At 72.7% G+C, this 14,573-nt stretch carries 13 protein-coding genes and 5 tRNA genes; 9 read left to right on the top strand and 9 right to left on the bottom strand.

Annotated elements, in window-relative coordinates:
- Window positions 1-45: 45 nt before the first annotated feature.
- Entirely contained in the window at window positions 46-1,104 is a 1,059-nt protein-coding gene (locus IE273_RS32775; protein WP_189818776.1) for an ABC transporter permease, read from the top strand.
- Here IE273_RS32775 and IE273_RS32770 read toward each other — a convergent pair.
- The 5 genes from IE273_RS32770 to IE273_RS32750 form a co-directional block, all read right to left on the bottom strand.
- On the bottom strand, window positions 1,101-1,421 hold the full coding sequence (locus IE273_RS32770; protein ID WP_189818775.1) for a hypothetical protein: 321 nt from the start codon (window positions 1,419-1,421) through the stop codon (window positions 1,101-1,103). The two genes, IE273_RS32775 and IE273_RS32770, sit on opposite strands and share 4 nt — an antisense overlap.
- Window positions 1,422-1,508: 87 nt before the next feature.
- A tRNA-Phe gene (locus IE273_RS32765) sits at window positions 1,509-1,582 on the bottom strand.
- A 24-nt stretch (window positions 1,583-1,606) separates the two neighbouring features.
- A tRNA-Asp gene (locus IE273_RS32760) sits at window positions 1,607-1,681 on the bottom strand.
- 36 nt (window positions 1,682-1,717) lie between these two features.
- A tRNA-Glu gene (locus IE273_RS32755) sits at window positions 1,718-1,790 on the bottom strand.
- Window positions 1,791-1,870: 80 nt separating this feature from the next.
- The gene (locus tag IE273_RS32750) at window positions 1,871-3,427 is read right to left on the bottom strand and encodes a metallophosphoesterase family protein (RefSeq protein WP_189818774.1); all 1,557 of its coding nucleotides are present in this window, start codon (window positions 3,425-3,427) and stop codon (window positions 1,871-1,873) included.
- Between the two features lie 60 nt (window positions 3,428-3,487).
- Between IE273_RS32750 and IE273_RS32745 the strand changes: the two genes are divergently transcribed.
- The 5 genes from IE273_RS32745 to IE273_RS32725 all read left to right on the top strand — a co-directional run bounded on the left by IE273_RS32745 (window position 3,488) and on the right by IE273_RS32725 (window position 9,275).
- Window positions 3,488-3,838, top strand: a complete 351-nt coding sequence (locus IE273_RS32745; RefSeq protein ID WP_058081062.1) for a metallopeptidase family protein — start codon at window positions 3,488-3,490, stop codon at window positions 3,836-3,838.
- Between the two features lie 645 nt (window positions 3,839-4,483).
- A complete protein-coding gene (locus IE273_RS32740) occupies window positions 4,484-4,999 on the top strand; it encodes a hypothetical protein (protein ID WP_189818831.1) in 516 nt (171 codons plus the stop codon).
- A 235-nt stretch (window positions 5,000-5,234) separates the two neighbouring features.
- Window positions 5,235-7,421, top strand: a complete 2,187-nt coding sequence (locus tag IE273_RS32735) for a DEAD/DEAH box helicase (protein WP_189818773.1) — start codon at window positions 5,235-5,237, stop codon at window positions 7,419-7,421.
- Window positions 7,422-7,597: 176 nt separating this feature from the next.
- Window positions 7,598-9,103 carry an amino acid permease gene (locus tag IE273_RS32730; protein ID WP_189818772.1) on the top strand — a complete coding sequence of 502 codons (1,506 nt, stop codon included), beginning with the start codon at window positions 7,598-7,600 and terminating at the stop codon, window positions 9,101-9,103.
- A 99-nt stretch (window positions 9,104-9,202) separates the two neighbouring features.
- Window positions 9,203-9,275, top strand: a tRNA-Lys gene (locus IE273_RS32725).
- A gap of 131 nt (window positions 9,276-9,406) precedes the next feature.
- Here the strand turns inward: IE273_RS32725 and IE273_RS32720 are convergent.
- Window positions 9,407-10,057, bottom strand: coding sequence for a hypothetical protein (locus IE273_RS32720; RefSeq protein ID WP_229887767.1), 651 nt, complete (start codon window positions 10,055-10,057; stop codon window positions 9,407-9,409).
- A gap of 205 nt (window positions 10,058-10,262) precedes the next feature.
- Between IE273_RS32720 and IE273_RS32715 the strand changes: the two genes are divergently transcribed.
- Entirely contained in the window at window positions 10,263-10,607 is a 345-nt protein-coding gene (locus tag IE273_RS32715; RefSeq protein ID WP_229887766.1) for a hypothetical protein, read from the top strand.
- Here the strand turns inward: IE273_RS32715 and IE273_RS32710 are convergent.
- Complete coding sequence (locus IE273_RS32710) at window positions 10,604-11,230, bottom strand: GTP cyclohydrolase II (protein WP_189818771.1); 627 nt, start codon at window positions 11,228-11,230, stop codon at window positions 10,604-10,606. The two genes, IE273_RS32715 and IE273_RS32710, sit on opposite strands and share 4 nt — an antisense overlap.
- 97 nt (window positions 11,231-11,327) lie before the next feature.
- Window positions 11,328-11,855 (bottom strand): MarR family winged helix-turn-helix transcriptional regulator, encoded by a 528-nt coding sequence (locus IE273_RS32705; protein WP_189818770.1) that lies wholly within the window; start codon window positions 11,853-11,855, stop codon window positions 11,328-11,330.
- A gap of 85 nt (window positions 11,856-11,940) precedes the next feature.
- Here IE273_RS32705 and IE273_RS32700 point away from each other — a divergent pair, with 85 nt between their 5' ends.
- Complete coding sequence (locus IE273_RS32700) at window positions 11,941-13,071, top strand: dihydrofolate reductase family protein (protein WP_189818769.1); 1,131 nt, start codon at window positions 11,941-11,943, stop codon at window positions 13,069-13,071.
- A 74-nt stretch (window positions 13,072-13,145) separates the two neighbouring features.
- On the opposite strand, the gene IE273_RS32695 is transcribed toward IE273_RS32700, so the two are convergent.
- A tRNA-Met gene (locus IE273_RS32695) sits at window positions 13,146-13,219 on the bottom strand.
- 124 nt (window positions 13,220-13,343) lie between these two features.
- Between IE273_RS32695 and IE273_RS32690 the strand changes: the two genes are divergently transcribed.
- Window positions 13,344-14,564, top strand: a complete 1,221-nt coding sequence (locus tag IE273_RS32690; protein ID WP_189818768.1) for a PP2C family protein-serine/threonine phosphatase — start codon at window positions 13,344-13,346, stop codon at window positions 14,562-14,564.
- Window positions 14,565-14,573 lie beyond the last annotated feature (9 nt).

Genomic DNA, 14,573 nt, shown 5'->3' with positions numbered 1-14,573 from the left:
ATTTGACCGGGGCGCGATGTCACGGCATGACCTAGCGTGGTCGATATGCCTGATTCCCCGCACGGAGACCACGGCCGCCCCCCGACCCGCGCGGAGCGCTGGGCGGCGTTCACGGCATCCCCCTTCCTCCCCGCCACGGTCCTGCTCCTGATCATCGCCGCCGCGGCCGGCTTCTTCGCCGGGTCCTACACGTACGCCATGGCGAACCCGACCCCGCACAGCATCCCCACGGCGGTGACCGGTGCCTACGACCAGCCCGCGGCCCGGCGGTTCGTCGACGGCATGGAGAAGGCGCTCGGCGCCTCCTTGAAGCTGCGGACGTACGCCAACCGGGAGGACGCGGTACGGGCGGTGGACCAGCAGAAGGTCTTCGCGGTGGTGGACGTGCCCGCCGGCGGCCGGATGATCACCCTCGACGTGTCGGGGGCGTCCGGTGCGACGGTGGCGCAGGTGCTGGGGGAGGCGGCGTTGAAGGTCGGCAAGGCCACGAGCATCACCGTGGTGCTCCACGACCTGAAGCCGTTGCAGAAGGGCGACCCGAGAGGTCTGGCCATCTTCTACATCTCCCTGGCCGCCGTGATCATCGGATTCATCGGCGCCATCCAGCTCAGCGTGCACGCGTCGGCGCTGAACCCGCTGGAGCGGATCTGCTTCACCGTGGCCTACGCCCTGCTCGGCGGGTTCGCGATCGCCGCGGTGGTGGACTGGCTGCTGGGGGCGCTGCGGCTGCCGTTCGTGGAGTCCTGGGCGATCCTCGCCTTCACCATGTTCACCTCGGGCATGGTGTTCACGATGTTCAACACCCTGTTCGGACGCTGGGCCATGCTGCCGACATGGGGGCTGATGGTGCTGCTGGGCAACCCGTCGTCCGGCGGTGCCGTCTCCTGGCCCCTGTTGCCGTCCGTGCTGGGGACGATCGGCCGCTGGCTGCCGCCCGGTGCCTCGGTGAACGCCCAGCACACGGCGGTGTACTTCCGCGGCAACCAGCACGTGTTCCCGTTCCTGGTACTGGCGGGCTGGGCGGTCGTCTCCTGCGCGGTCTTCCTGATCTGGCGGCACCGCCATCCGGGCGGCAGACCGCGCCGGCCGGCCCACGCGGCCTAGGAGGTGCGCTGGGCGGGCGGGGCCGGCGGGGTGGCCTCGGTGTGCCGGCGCGCCTGGCCCTCCCCGAGGGCGATCGACTTCGCGGTGTTGGAGACGGCCTTGATGCCCAGGTAGGCGGTGGTCGTGCTGCTGACGGCGGTGAACGCGGCGGTGAGGATGCCGACGATCACCGCTTTGTCCCCGTCGAGCTGCCAGACACCGAAGACGGCGACGGCGGCGATCGCCAGATTGCTGACGACGACCGCGAGCAGCCCGTACCGGGCCCGGTCCTTCTCCAGCTCGGTCTCCTGGATGGCTCTTCCCTGGTCCCGGCCCATGTCTCCCCCGCTGAACTTGGTCCCCGATACAGAGAGCCCCTCTCCAGTGATCCTGGAGAGGGGCTCAAGCCCTGGTGAGGGCGGTTGTGGCTGGGGCCGGGGTCGAACCGGCGACCTTCCGCTTTTCAGGCGGACGCTCGTACCAACTGAGCTACCCAGCCACGGTGTTTCACGTGAAACACCAGCGGTCCTGACGGGATTTGAACCCGCGGCCTCCACCTTGACAGGGTGGCGAGCACTCCAAACTGCTCCACAGGACCAAGCTTGCGTGCAACAGTGTCGCACACGGTATTGCGTGCCCCCAACGGGATTCGAACCCGTGCTACCGCCTTGAAAGGGCGGCGTCCTAGGCCGCTAGACGATGAGGGCTATCGGCCCGCCTGGGCGCTTCTCAGCGCGTCGGGGACGTGAGAAGCATATGGGATGGCGAGGGGTATCGCCAAAACGGTTTACGGCGAGGTGCCGGACGGGGTCGGTGAAGGGGAGCGCGAGGTGCCGGTGGCGCCCGGTTGGTTCCCGTCCGCCAGGTGGCGGCTGACCTCGGCCGTCGTGAGTCCCAGGCCCCCCAGCTTGATCGCGTCCCAGGCCTGGAGCCTGCGGCCGTCCCGGTCGAAGTAGAGGATCGAGGCCTCGATCGGGGCCGGGTACGTGTGCTCCACGGCCCGCAGCCCGCTGCCGCCGGTCGAGCCCTCCATGCGCAGCCGGGTGCCGTACGGCAGCAGCTCCGTTCCCTCGTGGTGGAGATGCCCGCAGAGCACCAGCGGCACCGTGCCGTCGGTCTCCCGGGCGGCGGACGGCTCGTGCGCGACCGCCACGTCCACGGGGGTGCCGGCCGTCCGCTGATCGCGCAGGGCGCTGGCCAGCCGGTCGCCCGCCAGTTGCTCGGACGCGGCACTGCCGGGCGCCGTCGAGCGGTCGGGGGTGAACTGCGGATCCCCGATGCCCGCGAAGCGCAGGCCCGCCACCGTCTCCGCCCGCCCGTCGTCCAGGACGCGCACGTTCTTCATGCGCTCCAGGTAGCGCTGGGTCGTCCGCGAGTCATGGTTGCCGCGCACCCAGACGTACGGCACGCCCAGGTCCCGGATCGGGTCGAGGAAGCCGTTCTCCGCCGCCGTACCGTGATCCATCGTGTCGCCGGAGTCGACGATCACGTCGACCTTGTACTGCTCCACCAGCGAGCCGATGATCTTCCAGCTCGCCGGGTTGAGGTGGATGTCCGACACGTGCAGGACGCGGATGGTGGAGGGGTCCGGCCGGTAGGCGGGGAGGGTGGAGGTGACGTCGTAGAGCTTCGTCACGTTCGTCACCAGGCGCGCCAGCTCCTTCTGGTAGACGTCGAACTCCGTGACGATGCTGCGGGCGTTGCCGACCACCGACGGTGCCGAGCTGAGCAGTCCGGAGAACCGCGGCTCCAGGACCGACTTCGGGTTCCAGGTGGCGTACGCCGACGCGCCCGAGGCGGCCAGCAGGGCCAGGGCCAGTCCGCCGGCGGCGAGGGCCCGGCGCGGGCGGCGGTACACGGCGAGGCCGAGGGCCGTGGCCCCGGAGACCACGGCGACGCAGGAGCGCACGGCCAGGTCCAGCGTGCCGTGCTCGACGTCCCGGGCGACCTCGTCCTGGAGGCCGGAGAGCCGCTCGGGGTGGTCGACCAGCGCCTGCGAGCGGAGCGGGTCCAGTTGGTCGACGTTCACGTCCAGGCGGACCGGCGCCGCATGGCTGTCCAGGCTGAGCGAGCCCAGCGGGGAGACGTTGATCTTCGTGCCGCCGCTGAGGGAGGGGCGCAGCGTCATCGTCGTGTCCATCGGGCCGACCGGGGCCCGGACGTCGCCGACGATCAGCAGGCCCAGCCAGGCGCCGACGAGGACGACCGTGGTGAGTCCCAGGGCGCGCAGCCAGGGGCTGGGACGGTCGGCGAGTTCCAGGGCGGGGAGCGAGCGGGGGCGGGCGGGGCGGTTCGGGTTCCGGTTCAGCATGGTGCTCAGGGCTGCGACGGGGACGCGGGCCATTGGTGCCGTATGCCCACGTCCCCTGGTGGATATGCGGCGGTGTTCCCGGACAATGACCCTGTGCTGGAGATGACGCGCGAGGAGTTCGAGGAACTGGTCGCCGAGGCGCTCGACCGGATCCCGCCGGAGCTGACGCGGCTCATGGACAACGTGGCCGTGTTCGTGGAGGACGAGCCGCCCGCCGACGACCCCGAGTTGCTCGGGCTGTACGAGGGCACCCCGCTCACCGAGCGGGGCGAGTGGTACGCCGGTGTCCTGCCGGACCGGATCACCGTCTACCGCGGGCCCACGCTCAGGATGTGCGACAGCCGTGAGGACGTCGTCGCGGAGACCGAGGTGACCGTGGTGCACGAGATCGCCCACCACTTCGGAATCGACGACGCCCGACTCCACGCCCTCGGCTACGGCTGAGCGCGGCGGCTGAGCGCGACGGCACGCACGGGCCGGGAAGCGTGTGCGGCGCCGATGACCGCATCGGGGAGCGCTGGTCCGTGCGTGAGGCCGGAGAGCCGCGCGGCGGGTGGACGGGTCCGGTGTGCCGGCGGGGATCGAGTCGGCCGGACGGGCGGGCGGGTCCGGGTGTGCCGGGCGGGTCCGGGTGTGCCGGGCGGGGGTCGGCTCGCGTGGCTGAGTGCGGGTCGTGGGTGCCGAGTGGGTGGGGCGTACGGGTGTGTGGGCGCTTGCGCTGGGCGTTATGGCCGCAGGGCCGGGCGTGGGTCCGTGCAGGCGGGCGGATGACCGTACGGGCGGGCGGGTCCAGGTGTGCCGGGCGGGTCCGGGTGTGCCGGGCGGGGGTCGGCTCGCGTGGCTGAGTGCGGGTCGTGGGTGCCGGGTGGGGTGGTGCGCGGGCGTGTGGGGGCGCGTGTGCGGGGCGCGGATCGGCTCGCGTGGCCGGGGCCGCGTGTGCTGGGCCGGGAGCGAGGTGCGTGGCCGGGTGCGGGGCTGTGTGCTGGGTGGGCCGGGTACGGGGCGTCGATGCGGGCGGGGCGCGTGTCCTCTTGTCGGCGGCGGGAGTTGGGGAGGTTGACTCCTTTCCTCGCCCCGGAGGTGGCCGCCGTGCGCCCCTTGTACGTACCCGTCCGTCTCGCCGCCGCGGTACTGGCCGTCACCGCCGCCGCCGGCTGTGTGAGCGTGGGCGACGACGGGGGCCGGGCCCGGCCCTCGCACTCGGCGGGGCAGCGCGGCGGCGAGGTGCCCGACGGCGGCCCGGTGGCCGGCGCGGGCGGTTTCGCCGGGGAAGGCGGTGAGCCCGGTGACGGCAAGCACGGGCACGGCGGCAAGGCGAAGCGGGGGAAGAAGGGCTCGGCGTCGGCCACCCCGTCCGCCGCGCGCAGCGCCTCCCACGCGCCGGCCGAGCCGGGCAGGACCGCCGACCCCGGCGAGCCGGTGCCGACGAACGCGCCGCCGACGCCCCCCGTCGTGACCTCCGCCCCGCCCGAGCCGCCGGCCTCCACCCCGCCGCCGCCCGTCACCGAGCCTCCGTCGGCCGAGCCGTCCTCGTCGGCCCACGAGGAGACGGGCCCGCAGCTGGTCCAGCGGGAGCCGGCGCCGGCGGCGGGCGTGCCGGCGTAGACGCGTGCGGCCGGACAGCGAGTGTGAGCTGCGCCTCTGCGGCTCCATTTGCCTTCGGGGGTGGTAGGTGCGTATGGTGGTAGATCGTTTGATCCCATTTGCCCGGCGCCACCACAGAGCGCGCCGTGTGGCGCGTACTCTCCTTTGCCGTGGCGGACCGCATTGAGGCGGTCGTGAGCGATTCACGGAGTTGACGGGCGCGTGCCGAAGAGACTCCGGAAGGTTTCGCATTCGCATGTCCGTGTCCAGCACTGACCAGATCGTCGTGTCCGAGAACGAGATCGAGATCGAGAACACCACCGAGATCGAGAACGCACTCGTCGACGAGACGACCGAGGTCACCGAGGCCCCCGAGGCCGCTGACACCCCCCAGACCACCTTCGCCGACCTCGGCCTCCCCGAGGGCATCGTGCGCAAGCTCGCGCAGAACGGCGTGACGACCCCCTTCCCGATCCAGGCCGCGACCATCCCGGACGCCCTGGCCGGCAAGGACATCCTCGGCCGTGGCCGCACCGGCTCCGGCAAGACCCTCTCCTTCGGCCTGCCGACCCTGGCCCAGCTGGCCGGCGGCCGTACCCAGAAGCACAAGCCCCGCGCGGTCATCCTCACCCCGACCCGCGAGCTGGCCATGCAGGTCGCCGACGCCCTCCAGCCGTACGGTGACGTCCTCGGCCTGAAGATGAAGGTCGTCTGCGGCGGCACCTCCATGGGCAACCAGATCTATGCCCTGGAGCGCGGCGTCGACATCCTCGTCGCCACGCCGGGCCGGCTGCGCGACATCATCAACCGCGGCGCCTGCTCCCTGGACGACGTGCAGATCGCCGTCCTGGACGAGGCTGACCAGATGTCCGACCTGGGCTTCCTGCCCGAGGTCACCGAGCTGCTCGACCAGGTCCCGGCCGGCGGCCAGCGCATGCTCTTCTCCGCCACGATGGAGAACGAGATCAAGACCCTCGTCGACCGCTACCTGAACGAGCCCGTCCTGCACGAGGTGGACGCGGCCCAGGGCGCGGTGACGACCATGTCGCACCACATCCTCATCGTGAAGCCCAAGGACAAGGCGCCGGTCACCGCCGCGATCGCCTCCCGCAAGGGCCGCACGATCATCTTCGTCCGCACCCAGCTGGGCGCCGACCGCGTCGCCGAGCAGCTGCGCGAGGCGGGTGTGAAGGCCGACGCGCTGCACGGCGGCATGACCCAGGGCGCCCGTACCCGCACCCTGGCCGACTTCAAGGACGGCTACGTCAACGTCCTGGTCGCCACCGACGTCGCCGCGCGCGGCATCCACGTCGACGGCATCGACCTGGTCCTCAACGTGGACCCGGCCGGCGACCACAAGGACTACCTGCACCGCGCGGGCCGTACCGCCCGTGCCGGCCGCACCGGCACGGTCGTGTCGCTCTCCCTCCCGCACCAGCGGCGCCAGATCTTCCGCCTGATGGAGGACGCCGGCGTCGACGCGGCCCGCCACATCATCCAGGGTGGCGCCGCCTTCGACCCGGAGGTCGCCGAGATCACCGGCGCCCGCTCCATGACCGAGGTCCAGGCCGAGTCCGCCGGCAACGCCGCCCAGCAGGCCGAGCGCGAGGTCGCCCAGCTCACCAAGCAGCTGGAGCGCGCCCAGCGCCGCGCGACGGAGCTGCGCGAGGAGGCCGACCGGCTGGTCGCCCGGGTCGCCCGCGAGCGCGGCGACGACCCGGAGGCGGCGGTGGCCGAGGCCCAGGCGACGGCGGCGGAGCAGCTGACCGTGGCCGAGGAGCCCGTGGAGCGCGAGACCGAGCGCGAGGAGCGTCCGGCGGCTTCGGCGCCGTACGAGCGCCGGGAGCGGCGGAACTTCGACCGTGACCGTGGCTTCGAGCGTCGTGACGACCGTCGGGACGACCGCGGTGGCCGTTCCTTCGAGCGTCGCGAGGACCGGGGCGAGCGCCGTCCGTTCGACCGCGACCGGGACCGTGACCGTGGCTTCGAGCGTCGTGACGACCGTCGGGACGACCGCGGCGGCCGCTCCTTCGAGCGCCGCGACGACCGCCGTCCCTTCGACCGCGACCGGGACCGTGACCGTGGCTTCGACCGTCGGGACGACCGCGGTGGCCGTGGCTTCGAGCGTCGTGACGACCGTCGGGACGACCGGGGTGGCCGTTCCTTCGAGCGCCGTGAGGACCGGGGCGAGCGCCGTCCGTTCGACCGTGACCGGGGTGGCCGTTCCTTCGACCGCCGTGACGACCGTGGCGGCTTCCGCCGGGACGAGCGCGGTGGCCACCGGGGCAGCGACCGTCCGTTCAACCGCGACCGCCGCGACGACCGCCCGGGTTTCCGCTCCGCCGGTCACGACCGTCCCTACGGCCGTCGTGACGACCACCGCGGCACCGGCGGCTCCTTCGGCCGCCGCGAGGACAAGCCGCGCTGGAAGCGCAACGGCTGACACGGCATCGGCTGACAGCCACCGCATCGGCCGGCACCCCGGCGGGTGACGCCGGGTGAGACAGGGCGAGGGCCCGTACGACACCGTTCGTACGGGCCCTCGCGCATACCCGGGCCACCGATTTCCGGTCACCGAGTGACGCATGTCACGTGCCCGGTGGGGGAATTGCTGGGGGCATGACAGATGACGTGAGCGCCGGTGGCCTGTCGGACGAGGAACGGCTGGCCCAACTCGGCTACACCCAGGTCCTCGCCCGCCGTATGTCGGCGTTCTCGAACTACGCCGTCTCCTTCACGATCATCTCGGTGCTGTCCGGCTGCCTGACCCTGTACCTGTTCGGCATGACCACCGGCGGCCCCGCGGTGATCACCTGGGGCTGGGTGGCGGTGGGCCTGATGACGCTGTCCGTGGGCCTGTCGATGGCCGAGATCTGCTCGGCCTACCCGACCTCTGCGGGCCTGTACTTCTGGGCGCACCGCCTGGCGCCCCCGCGTTCGGCGGCGGCCTGGGCGTGGTTCACGGGCTGGTTCAACGTGCTGGGCCAGGTGGCGGTGACCGCCGGCATCGACTTCGGCGCGGCCTCCTTCCTCGGCGCCTACCTGAACCTCCAGTTCGGCTTCCGGGTGACCCCCGGCCGCACGGTGCTGCTGTTCGCGGCGATCCTCCTCCTGCACGGCCTGCTGAACACCTTCGGCGTCCGGATCGTCGCGTTCCTGAACAGCGTGAGCGTGTGGTGGCACGTCCTCGGCGTCGCGGTGATCGTCGGCGCGCTGGCGCTCGTCCCGGACCACCACCGGTCGGCGTCCTTCGTCTTCACGCACTTCGTCAACGAGACGGGCTGGGGCAGTACCCCGTACGTGGTGCTCCTGGGCCTGCTGATGGCCCAGTACACCTTCACCGGGTACGACGCCTCCGCCCACATGACCGAGGAGACCCACGACGCGGCCACCGCGGGCCCGAAGGGCATCGTCCGCTCCATCTGGACGTCGTGGATCGCGGGCTTCGTCCTCCTGCTGGGCTTCACGTTCGCGATCCAGTCGTACGACGGGGCACTCACGTCGCCCACCGGCGCACCGCCCGCCCAGATCCTCCTGGACGCCCTCGGCGCCACGGCCGGCAAGCTCCTGCTGCTGGTGGTGATCGGTGCCCAGCTCTTCTGCGGCATGGCCTCGGTCACCGCCAACAGCCGCATGATCTATGCCTTTTCCCGGGACGGCGCGCTGCCCTTCTCCCACCTCTGGCACACGGTCAGCCCGCGCACCCGGACCCCGGTGGCGGCGGTGTGGCTGGCCGCGCTCGGAGCCCTGGCCCTGGGCCTGCCGTACCTGATCAACACGACGGCCTACGCCGCGGTGACGTCCATCGCGGTGATCGGCCTGTACATCGCGTACGTCATCCCGACCTTCCTCCGCGTCCGCAAGGGCGCCGCGTTCACCCCCGGCCCCTGGCACCTGGGCCGCTGGTCCCGCCTCATCGGGGTGATCTCGGTGACCTGGGTGCTGGTGATCACCGTCCTGTTCATGCTCCCGCAGGTCTCCCCGGTCACCTGGACGACGTTCAACTACGCCCCGGTCGCCGTCCTTGTCGTCCTCGGCTTCTCGGCGACCTGGTGGCTGGCCTCCGCCCGCCACTGGTTCCTCACCAGGCGCCCCGCACCCGCTCCCATCCCGGCCGAAAAGTAACCATCCCCCCACACCGGTGACATCCGACGTGGCCGTGTCCCCGATACCCGATCGGCGACACGGCCTCGTCCGGCTATGCTCGGACAGGCAACATCGCACGGGCCGTTAGCTCAATTGGCAGAGCAGGGGACTTTTAATCCCTTGGTTGTGGGTTCGAGTCCCACACGGCCTACCGTCCGCGGGCCCCGGGGGGCACCCCCTCCGCCCCGCGGCACAGCGCCCGGGACGGCTTCGGCCGGCTCGGGCGCTGTCGCGTTCTCCGGGGGCGCTGCCGCCGGTGCGCCTGCGCCGGCCCCTGAGCCGTCAGTACCTCTGCGCCTTGGCCAGTTCGGCGGTCAGATGGGGCTCGGGAGGCTTGTGGCTGATGGCGTAGCGCTCCGCCTTCTGCCCCGGCTTGACGTTCTGCGCCCCCACGACGACGGTCTCCACGACCTTGCCGTGGGAGTCGCTGAAGTCCACCTGGACCGCGAAGGACGCGGGCTTGTCGGTGCGGTTGGTCATCGTGACGAGGAGAGCGCGGACGTTGTGGGTCTGGGACAGGGGGACGCCCGTCATGGAGACGTCGTTCGTCGCGTTGCCCCGCCCCTTCACCTTGGCGAGCTGCTTCTGGGCCTCCGCGCGGGCGCGCTCGGTGTCCGCGGACACGGATGCCTCGAACTCGGACGCGCGGGCGGAGGCCGACGAGGCCGCGGCGGAGGCGGAGGCGCTGGCCTCCGCCTTCTTCGACTCCGCCCAGGACGACATGCCGGACGGCACGGTGCCGGAGAAGTTCGACGTGGCGGGCGCGGTCGGGGTGGAGGTGCCGACCCCGCCGTTGCTGTTGCCGTTGCCGCACGAGGCGACGGCCAGTACACCGGTGAGCGCCGCGCCCACGCCGTACACGACCGGCCTCAGGCGTGAGCGTGCGGTGCGGGACGACGCGGCGTCCTGGCCGGTCACGTTGGATTCCGACACGGCGACCTCCACGGTGATGCGGGCACGGGTCCGTCGGTCCTGGTACAGACCAGAAATATGGTCATACAAGGTGGGCTGATGCGCGATCCGGGCTCCGCCGCTCCGCCGCCCCGTGAGCCCTGAGGAGCGCGCTCACCCCGGCCCTGAGCAGGCGGTCCGTCTCCGGTTCCGGCAGGGGCAGGACGCCGTAACGGGTGTGGGGCTGTTGGCGTGGCAGACCGGCATGGCGGGGGTCGCGCTCTGGCGGATCGTCGTCGCGGGCGCGGTGATGGGCGTCGGCGCCGGGATGACGCTGATGCCGGCGATGACGACCGCGACCCGTGGCCTGCCCCCGGACCGGCTGCCCGGGGCGAGCACCGCGCTGAACACCGCGCCGAGCGTCACCACCCGGCTCGCCGCGTCGGCCGGTACGGCCCTGCTGTCGGTGGTGCCGGCCTCGGCGGGCCCGTCGCCGGCCGGTTTCCGGCTCACCCGCACCGTGACGGCGGCCCTGCTCCTCCTCGGTGTCCTCTCGGCCCGCCGGCTCCCCGGCCGCTCCGCCGCCGGCTAGCCCGCCGTCAGTTCGGCCAGCGGCAGGGTGTGCTGGGTCTGGAGCACCTTCGCGCGCAGGTAGCGGACGTTGTGGGGGGTGGTGAAGACACCGGTCGGCACCCGGTCCCGTACCGCGATCCCCAGCGAGCGCAGCTGTGCGGCCTTGTCGGGGTTGTTGGAGAGCAGGTCCAGCTCGGTGATGCCGAGGGCGCCGAGCATCTGGGCGGCGGCCGTGTAGTCGCGGGCGTCCTCCGGCAGACCGAGGGCGGCGTTCGCCGCGTAGGTGTCGAGGCCCTCGTCCTGGAGGGCGTACGCGTCGAGCTTGTTGTAGAGGCCGATGCCCCGGCCCTCCTGGCGCAGGTAGAGCAGGACGCCGCCGCGGCCGGCGATGCGCTCGACCGCCTCGCGCAGCTGCGGTCCGCAGTCGCAGCGGGCCGAGCCGAAGACGTCCCCGGTCAGGCACTCGGAGTGCAGGCGCACCAGCGGGACCGGGCCGGGCTCGCCGAGGACGACGGCGAGGTGTTCCCGGCCGTCGGTGAGGCCGTGGAAGGTGACGAGTTCCGCGTCGGCGCCGTAGCCGTCGGCGAAGCGCAGCGGTACCCGGACGCGGGCGCGCGGGGTGGCGGCGGGGATGTCGGGCATGCGGGTCCTCCGGGACAGTTGCTTCAGATTTGAAGCAGCGGTTCGCAGGGACCCTACCTCTGCTTAAAAGTTAAAGCAATCGGCGGGTCCGGCCCGTTCAGGAGGACGCCGGGGACGACGAGCAGGACGAACGGCGCCGCCAGGGGACGTCCTCGGCGCCGGACGCGTCGTCCTCGCCCTGGAGGCCCCGCGCGATCCCCGTGCAGATCTCCTCCAGCTGCCCCACCTGCTCCGGGGTGAGCCGGTCGAACAGGGTGCTGCGGACCGTCTCGACATGCCCGGGTGCCGTACGCTCCAGGACGGCCACCCCCTCGTCCGTCAGCATGGCGAGCGAGCTGCGCTTGTCCCAGCGGCAGTTCTCCCGGCGCACCAGGCCGTCCCGCTCCAGCCGGGTCACCACGTACGTGAGCCGGCTGCGCGTGATCTTCAGCCTCTCGGCGAGATCGGTCATGCGCAGCCGCCGGTCGGGGGCCTCGGAGAGGTAGGCCAGCACCGAGTAGAACAGGTGCGGCATGCCGCCCTCCTGCTGGAGCTGCCGGTCGATGGCGTCCTCCAGGAGGCGGGAGGCGGCCATGTAGGCGCGCCAGGCGCGCTGCTCCTCGGGGGTGAGCCAGCGGGTCGTCATGCCGCCAGTGTAAGTTTGTTTAAAACTTGAACCAAGCCCGTCCGCCCGGACGAGTGAGGTCCGCCTCCGCGAAGAGAGGGCGCCGATGCCCCTGCCGTACGTGCTGCTGTCCGCCGCCGTCTCCCTCGACGGCTACCTGGACGACACCAGCCCCGAACGCCTGCTGCTGTCCAGCCCGGCCGACTTCGACCGGGTCGACGCGGTACGGGCCTCGGTCGACGCGATCCTCGTCGGCGCCGGCACGATCCGCGCCGACAATCCCCGCCTGCTGGTCAACTCCGCCGAGCGGCGCGCGGCCCGGGTGGCGGGGGGCAAGCCGGAGTACCCGCTGAAGGTCACGGTCACCGCCACCGGCGACCTCGACCCGGACGCCAAGTTCTGGCACACCGGCGGCGACAAGATCGTCTACACCACCGACCAGGGCGCCGAGCGGGCCGCCCGCCGCCTCGGGCGCACCGCCGACGTCGTTCCGCTCGGTCCCGCCCTGGACTGGCGGGCCCTGCTGGAGCATCTGCACGACGTGCGCGGCGTCGGTCGTCTGATGGTCGAGGGCGGCGGCACGGTCCACACCCAGCTCCTGCACCAGGGCCTCGCCGACGAACTCCAGCTGGTCCTCGCCCCGCTGTTCGTCGGCGACCCCGCGGCGCCCCGCCTGTTCGGGCCGGGGGCCTACCAGCCCGGACGGCTGCGCCTGCTCGACACCCGCCGGATCGAGGACGTCGTGCTCATGCGGTACGTGCCGACGGCGCCCGGCACCGGGGCGGTCGCCACCGCCGCCGACCGCCACTGGCTGCGGACCGCCTGTGAACTGGCGGCGCAGTGTCCGCCGTCGGAGACGGCGTTCAGCGTCGGTGCGGTGGTGGTGGCCGCCGACGGTACGGAGCTGGCGCGGGGGTACTCCCGTGAGGGCGCCGATCCGGTGGTGCACGCGGAGGAGGCGGCGCTCGCGAAGATCGCTCCCGCCGATGCGCGGCTCGCCGGCGCCACGGTGTACAGCAGCCTGGAGCCCTGCGCCCGGCGCGCGTCCCGGCCGGCGCCCTGTGCCGAGCTGATTCTCCGGGCCGGGGTGCGCAGGGTGGTCACCGCGTGGCGTGAGCCGGACACGTTCGTGGTGGGGGCCGACGGAAGCGGGGTCCTGGTCGCGGGGGGCGCGCGGGTCGTCGTGCTTCCCGAACTGGAGGGACTCGCCAAGGCGCCGAACGCCCACGTGCTGTGAGCGCCCGCCCGGGCCCTGGGCCGGAAACGACTCAGGGCCCGGAATCCGCTGGATTCCGGGCCCTGAGTCTTCAGTAGCGGGGACAGGATTTGAACCTGCGACCTCTGGGTTATGAGCCCAGCGAGCTACCGAGCTGCTCCACCCCGCGTCGTTGTGACTCCAGTGTACGCCATGCGCGGGACCGCTCGCACACCCCTTTCGGCCCACACCGGTCGCCGCCCGCCCCGGGGCCCGGAAACCTGGAGGTACGTCGGACAACCGGGAGACACGCGGTGCGCCCTGGAAAGGTGGAGGAGAGCCCGTACGCCAGGGCGGGCGGCCGGCTCCCCGGCGACCCCGTGCCCGACCCGGGCCTCGGCGACGAACCGGTGCCGGTGCGCGCCCGCCGCCGTCCGGGCCCCCGTGCCCTGGCCCGCGCCCTGCCCGCCCTGCTCATCGCCTGCGGTGTCCTGTACGGCCTGCTCGCCCCGGACGACTTCACCGCCGTCCCGTTCTTCACCGCGGCCCCGCTGGTCGCCGCGCCCCTGTCGTCGTTGCGCACCACCGTCCTGACCGGCCTCGCGTCCCTCGCCGCCGCCTACGCCGTGCACACCGACGCGGGGGTCCATCCGGCCGTGGGCACCCTCACCGACGTGGTCACCGTCGCGACGGTCGCCCTGCTGGCCGTCGCCATCAACCGGGTGGTCCGCCGGGGCGACCGGCGGCTCGCCTCCGCCCGGGAGATCGCCGAGGCCGCCCAGCGGGCCGTCCTGCCGGAGCCGGACGAACGGATCGGCGGCTACGAGATCGCCGCCTGCTACGAGGCGGCACGGCAGGACGCGTTCATCGGCGGCGACCTGTACGCGGTGCAGGACAGCCCGTACGGCGTCCGGCTGGTCGTCGGGGACGTGCGCGGCAAGGGCATGGGCGCGGTCGCCGCGGTGGCCGTGGTGATCGGCGCGTTCCGGGAGGCGGCCGAGCAGGAGGCCACGCTGGAGGCGGTCGCCGAGCGGCTGGAGCGGGCGCTGGCCCGCGAGGGCACCCGGCGCGACGGGATCGACGCCTTCGAGGGGTTCACCACCGCGGTCCTCGCCGAACTCCCGCACGGCGACGACGTCGTACGGATCGTCAACCGCGGCCATCCGCCACCGCTGCTGCTGCACGCCGACGGCACCCTGCGCACCCTGGTCCCCGCCGAGCCCGCGCTGCCGCTCGGCATGGGCGACCTCGGCCTGTGGCCGGACCGGGCCACCGAGACCGCCTTCCCGAGCGGCGCGACCCTGCTGTTCCACACCGACGGCCTGTCCGAGGCCCGGGACACCCACGGCCGGTTCTACGACCCCGAACGGCGCCTCGCGGGGCGCACCTTCGCCGGCCCGGCCGCGCTGGTCGGCCGGCTCGCCGAGGAGGTGCGCCGGCATTCCGGGGGCGGCATGACCGACGACATGGCGCTGCTCGCCGTACGACGGCCCGCAACATCACCGACGGTCACCGGGCGAGCGCCGTGCGCATAACATCTGAGT

The sequence above is a fragment of the Streptomyces olivaceoviridis genome (genome assembly GCF_014650115.1).
In the GTDB taxonomy this organism is placed as follows: domain Bacteria; phylum Actinomycetota; class Actinomycetes; order Streptomycetales; family Streptomycetaceae; genus Streptomyces; species Streptomyces olivaceoviridis.
Note: the sequence above shows the minus strand (reverse complement) of the source record. Positions and strands in the feature narration are given on the sequence as shown.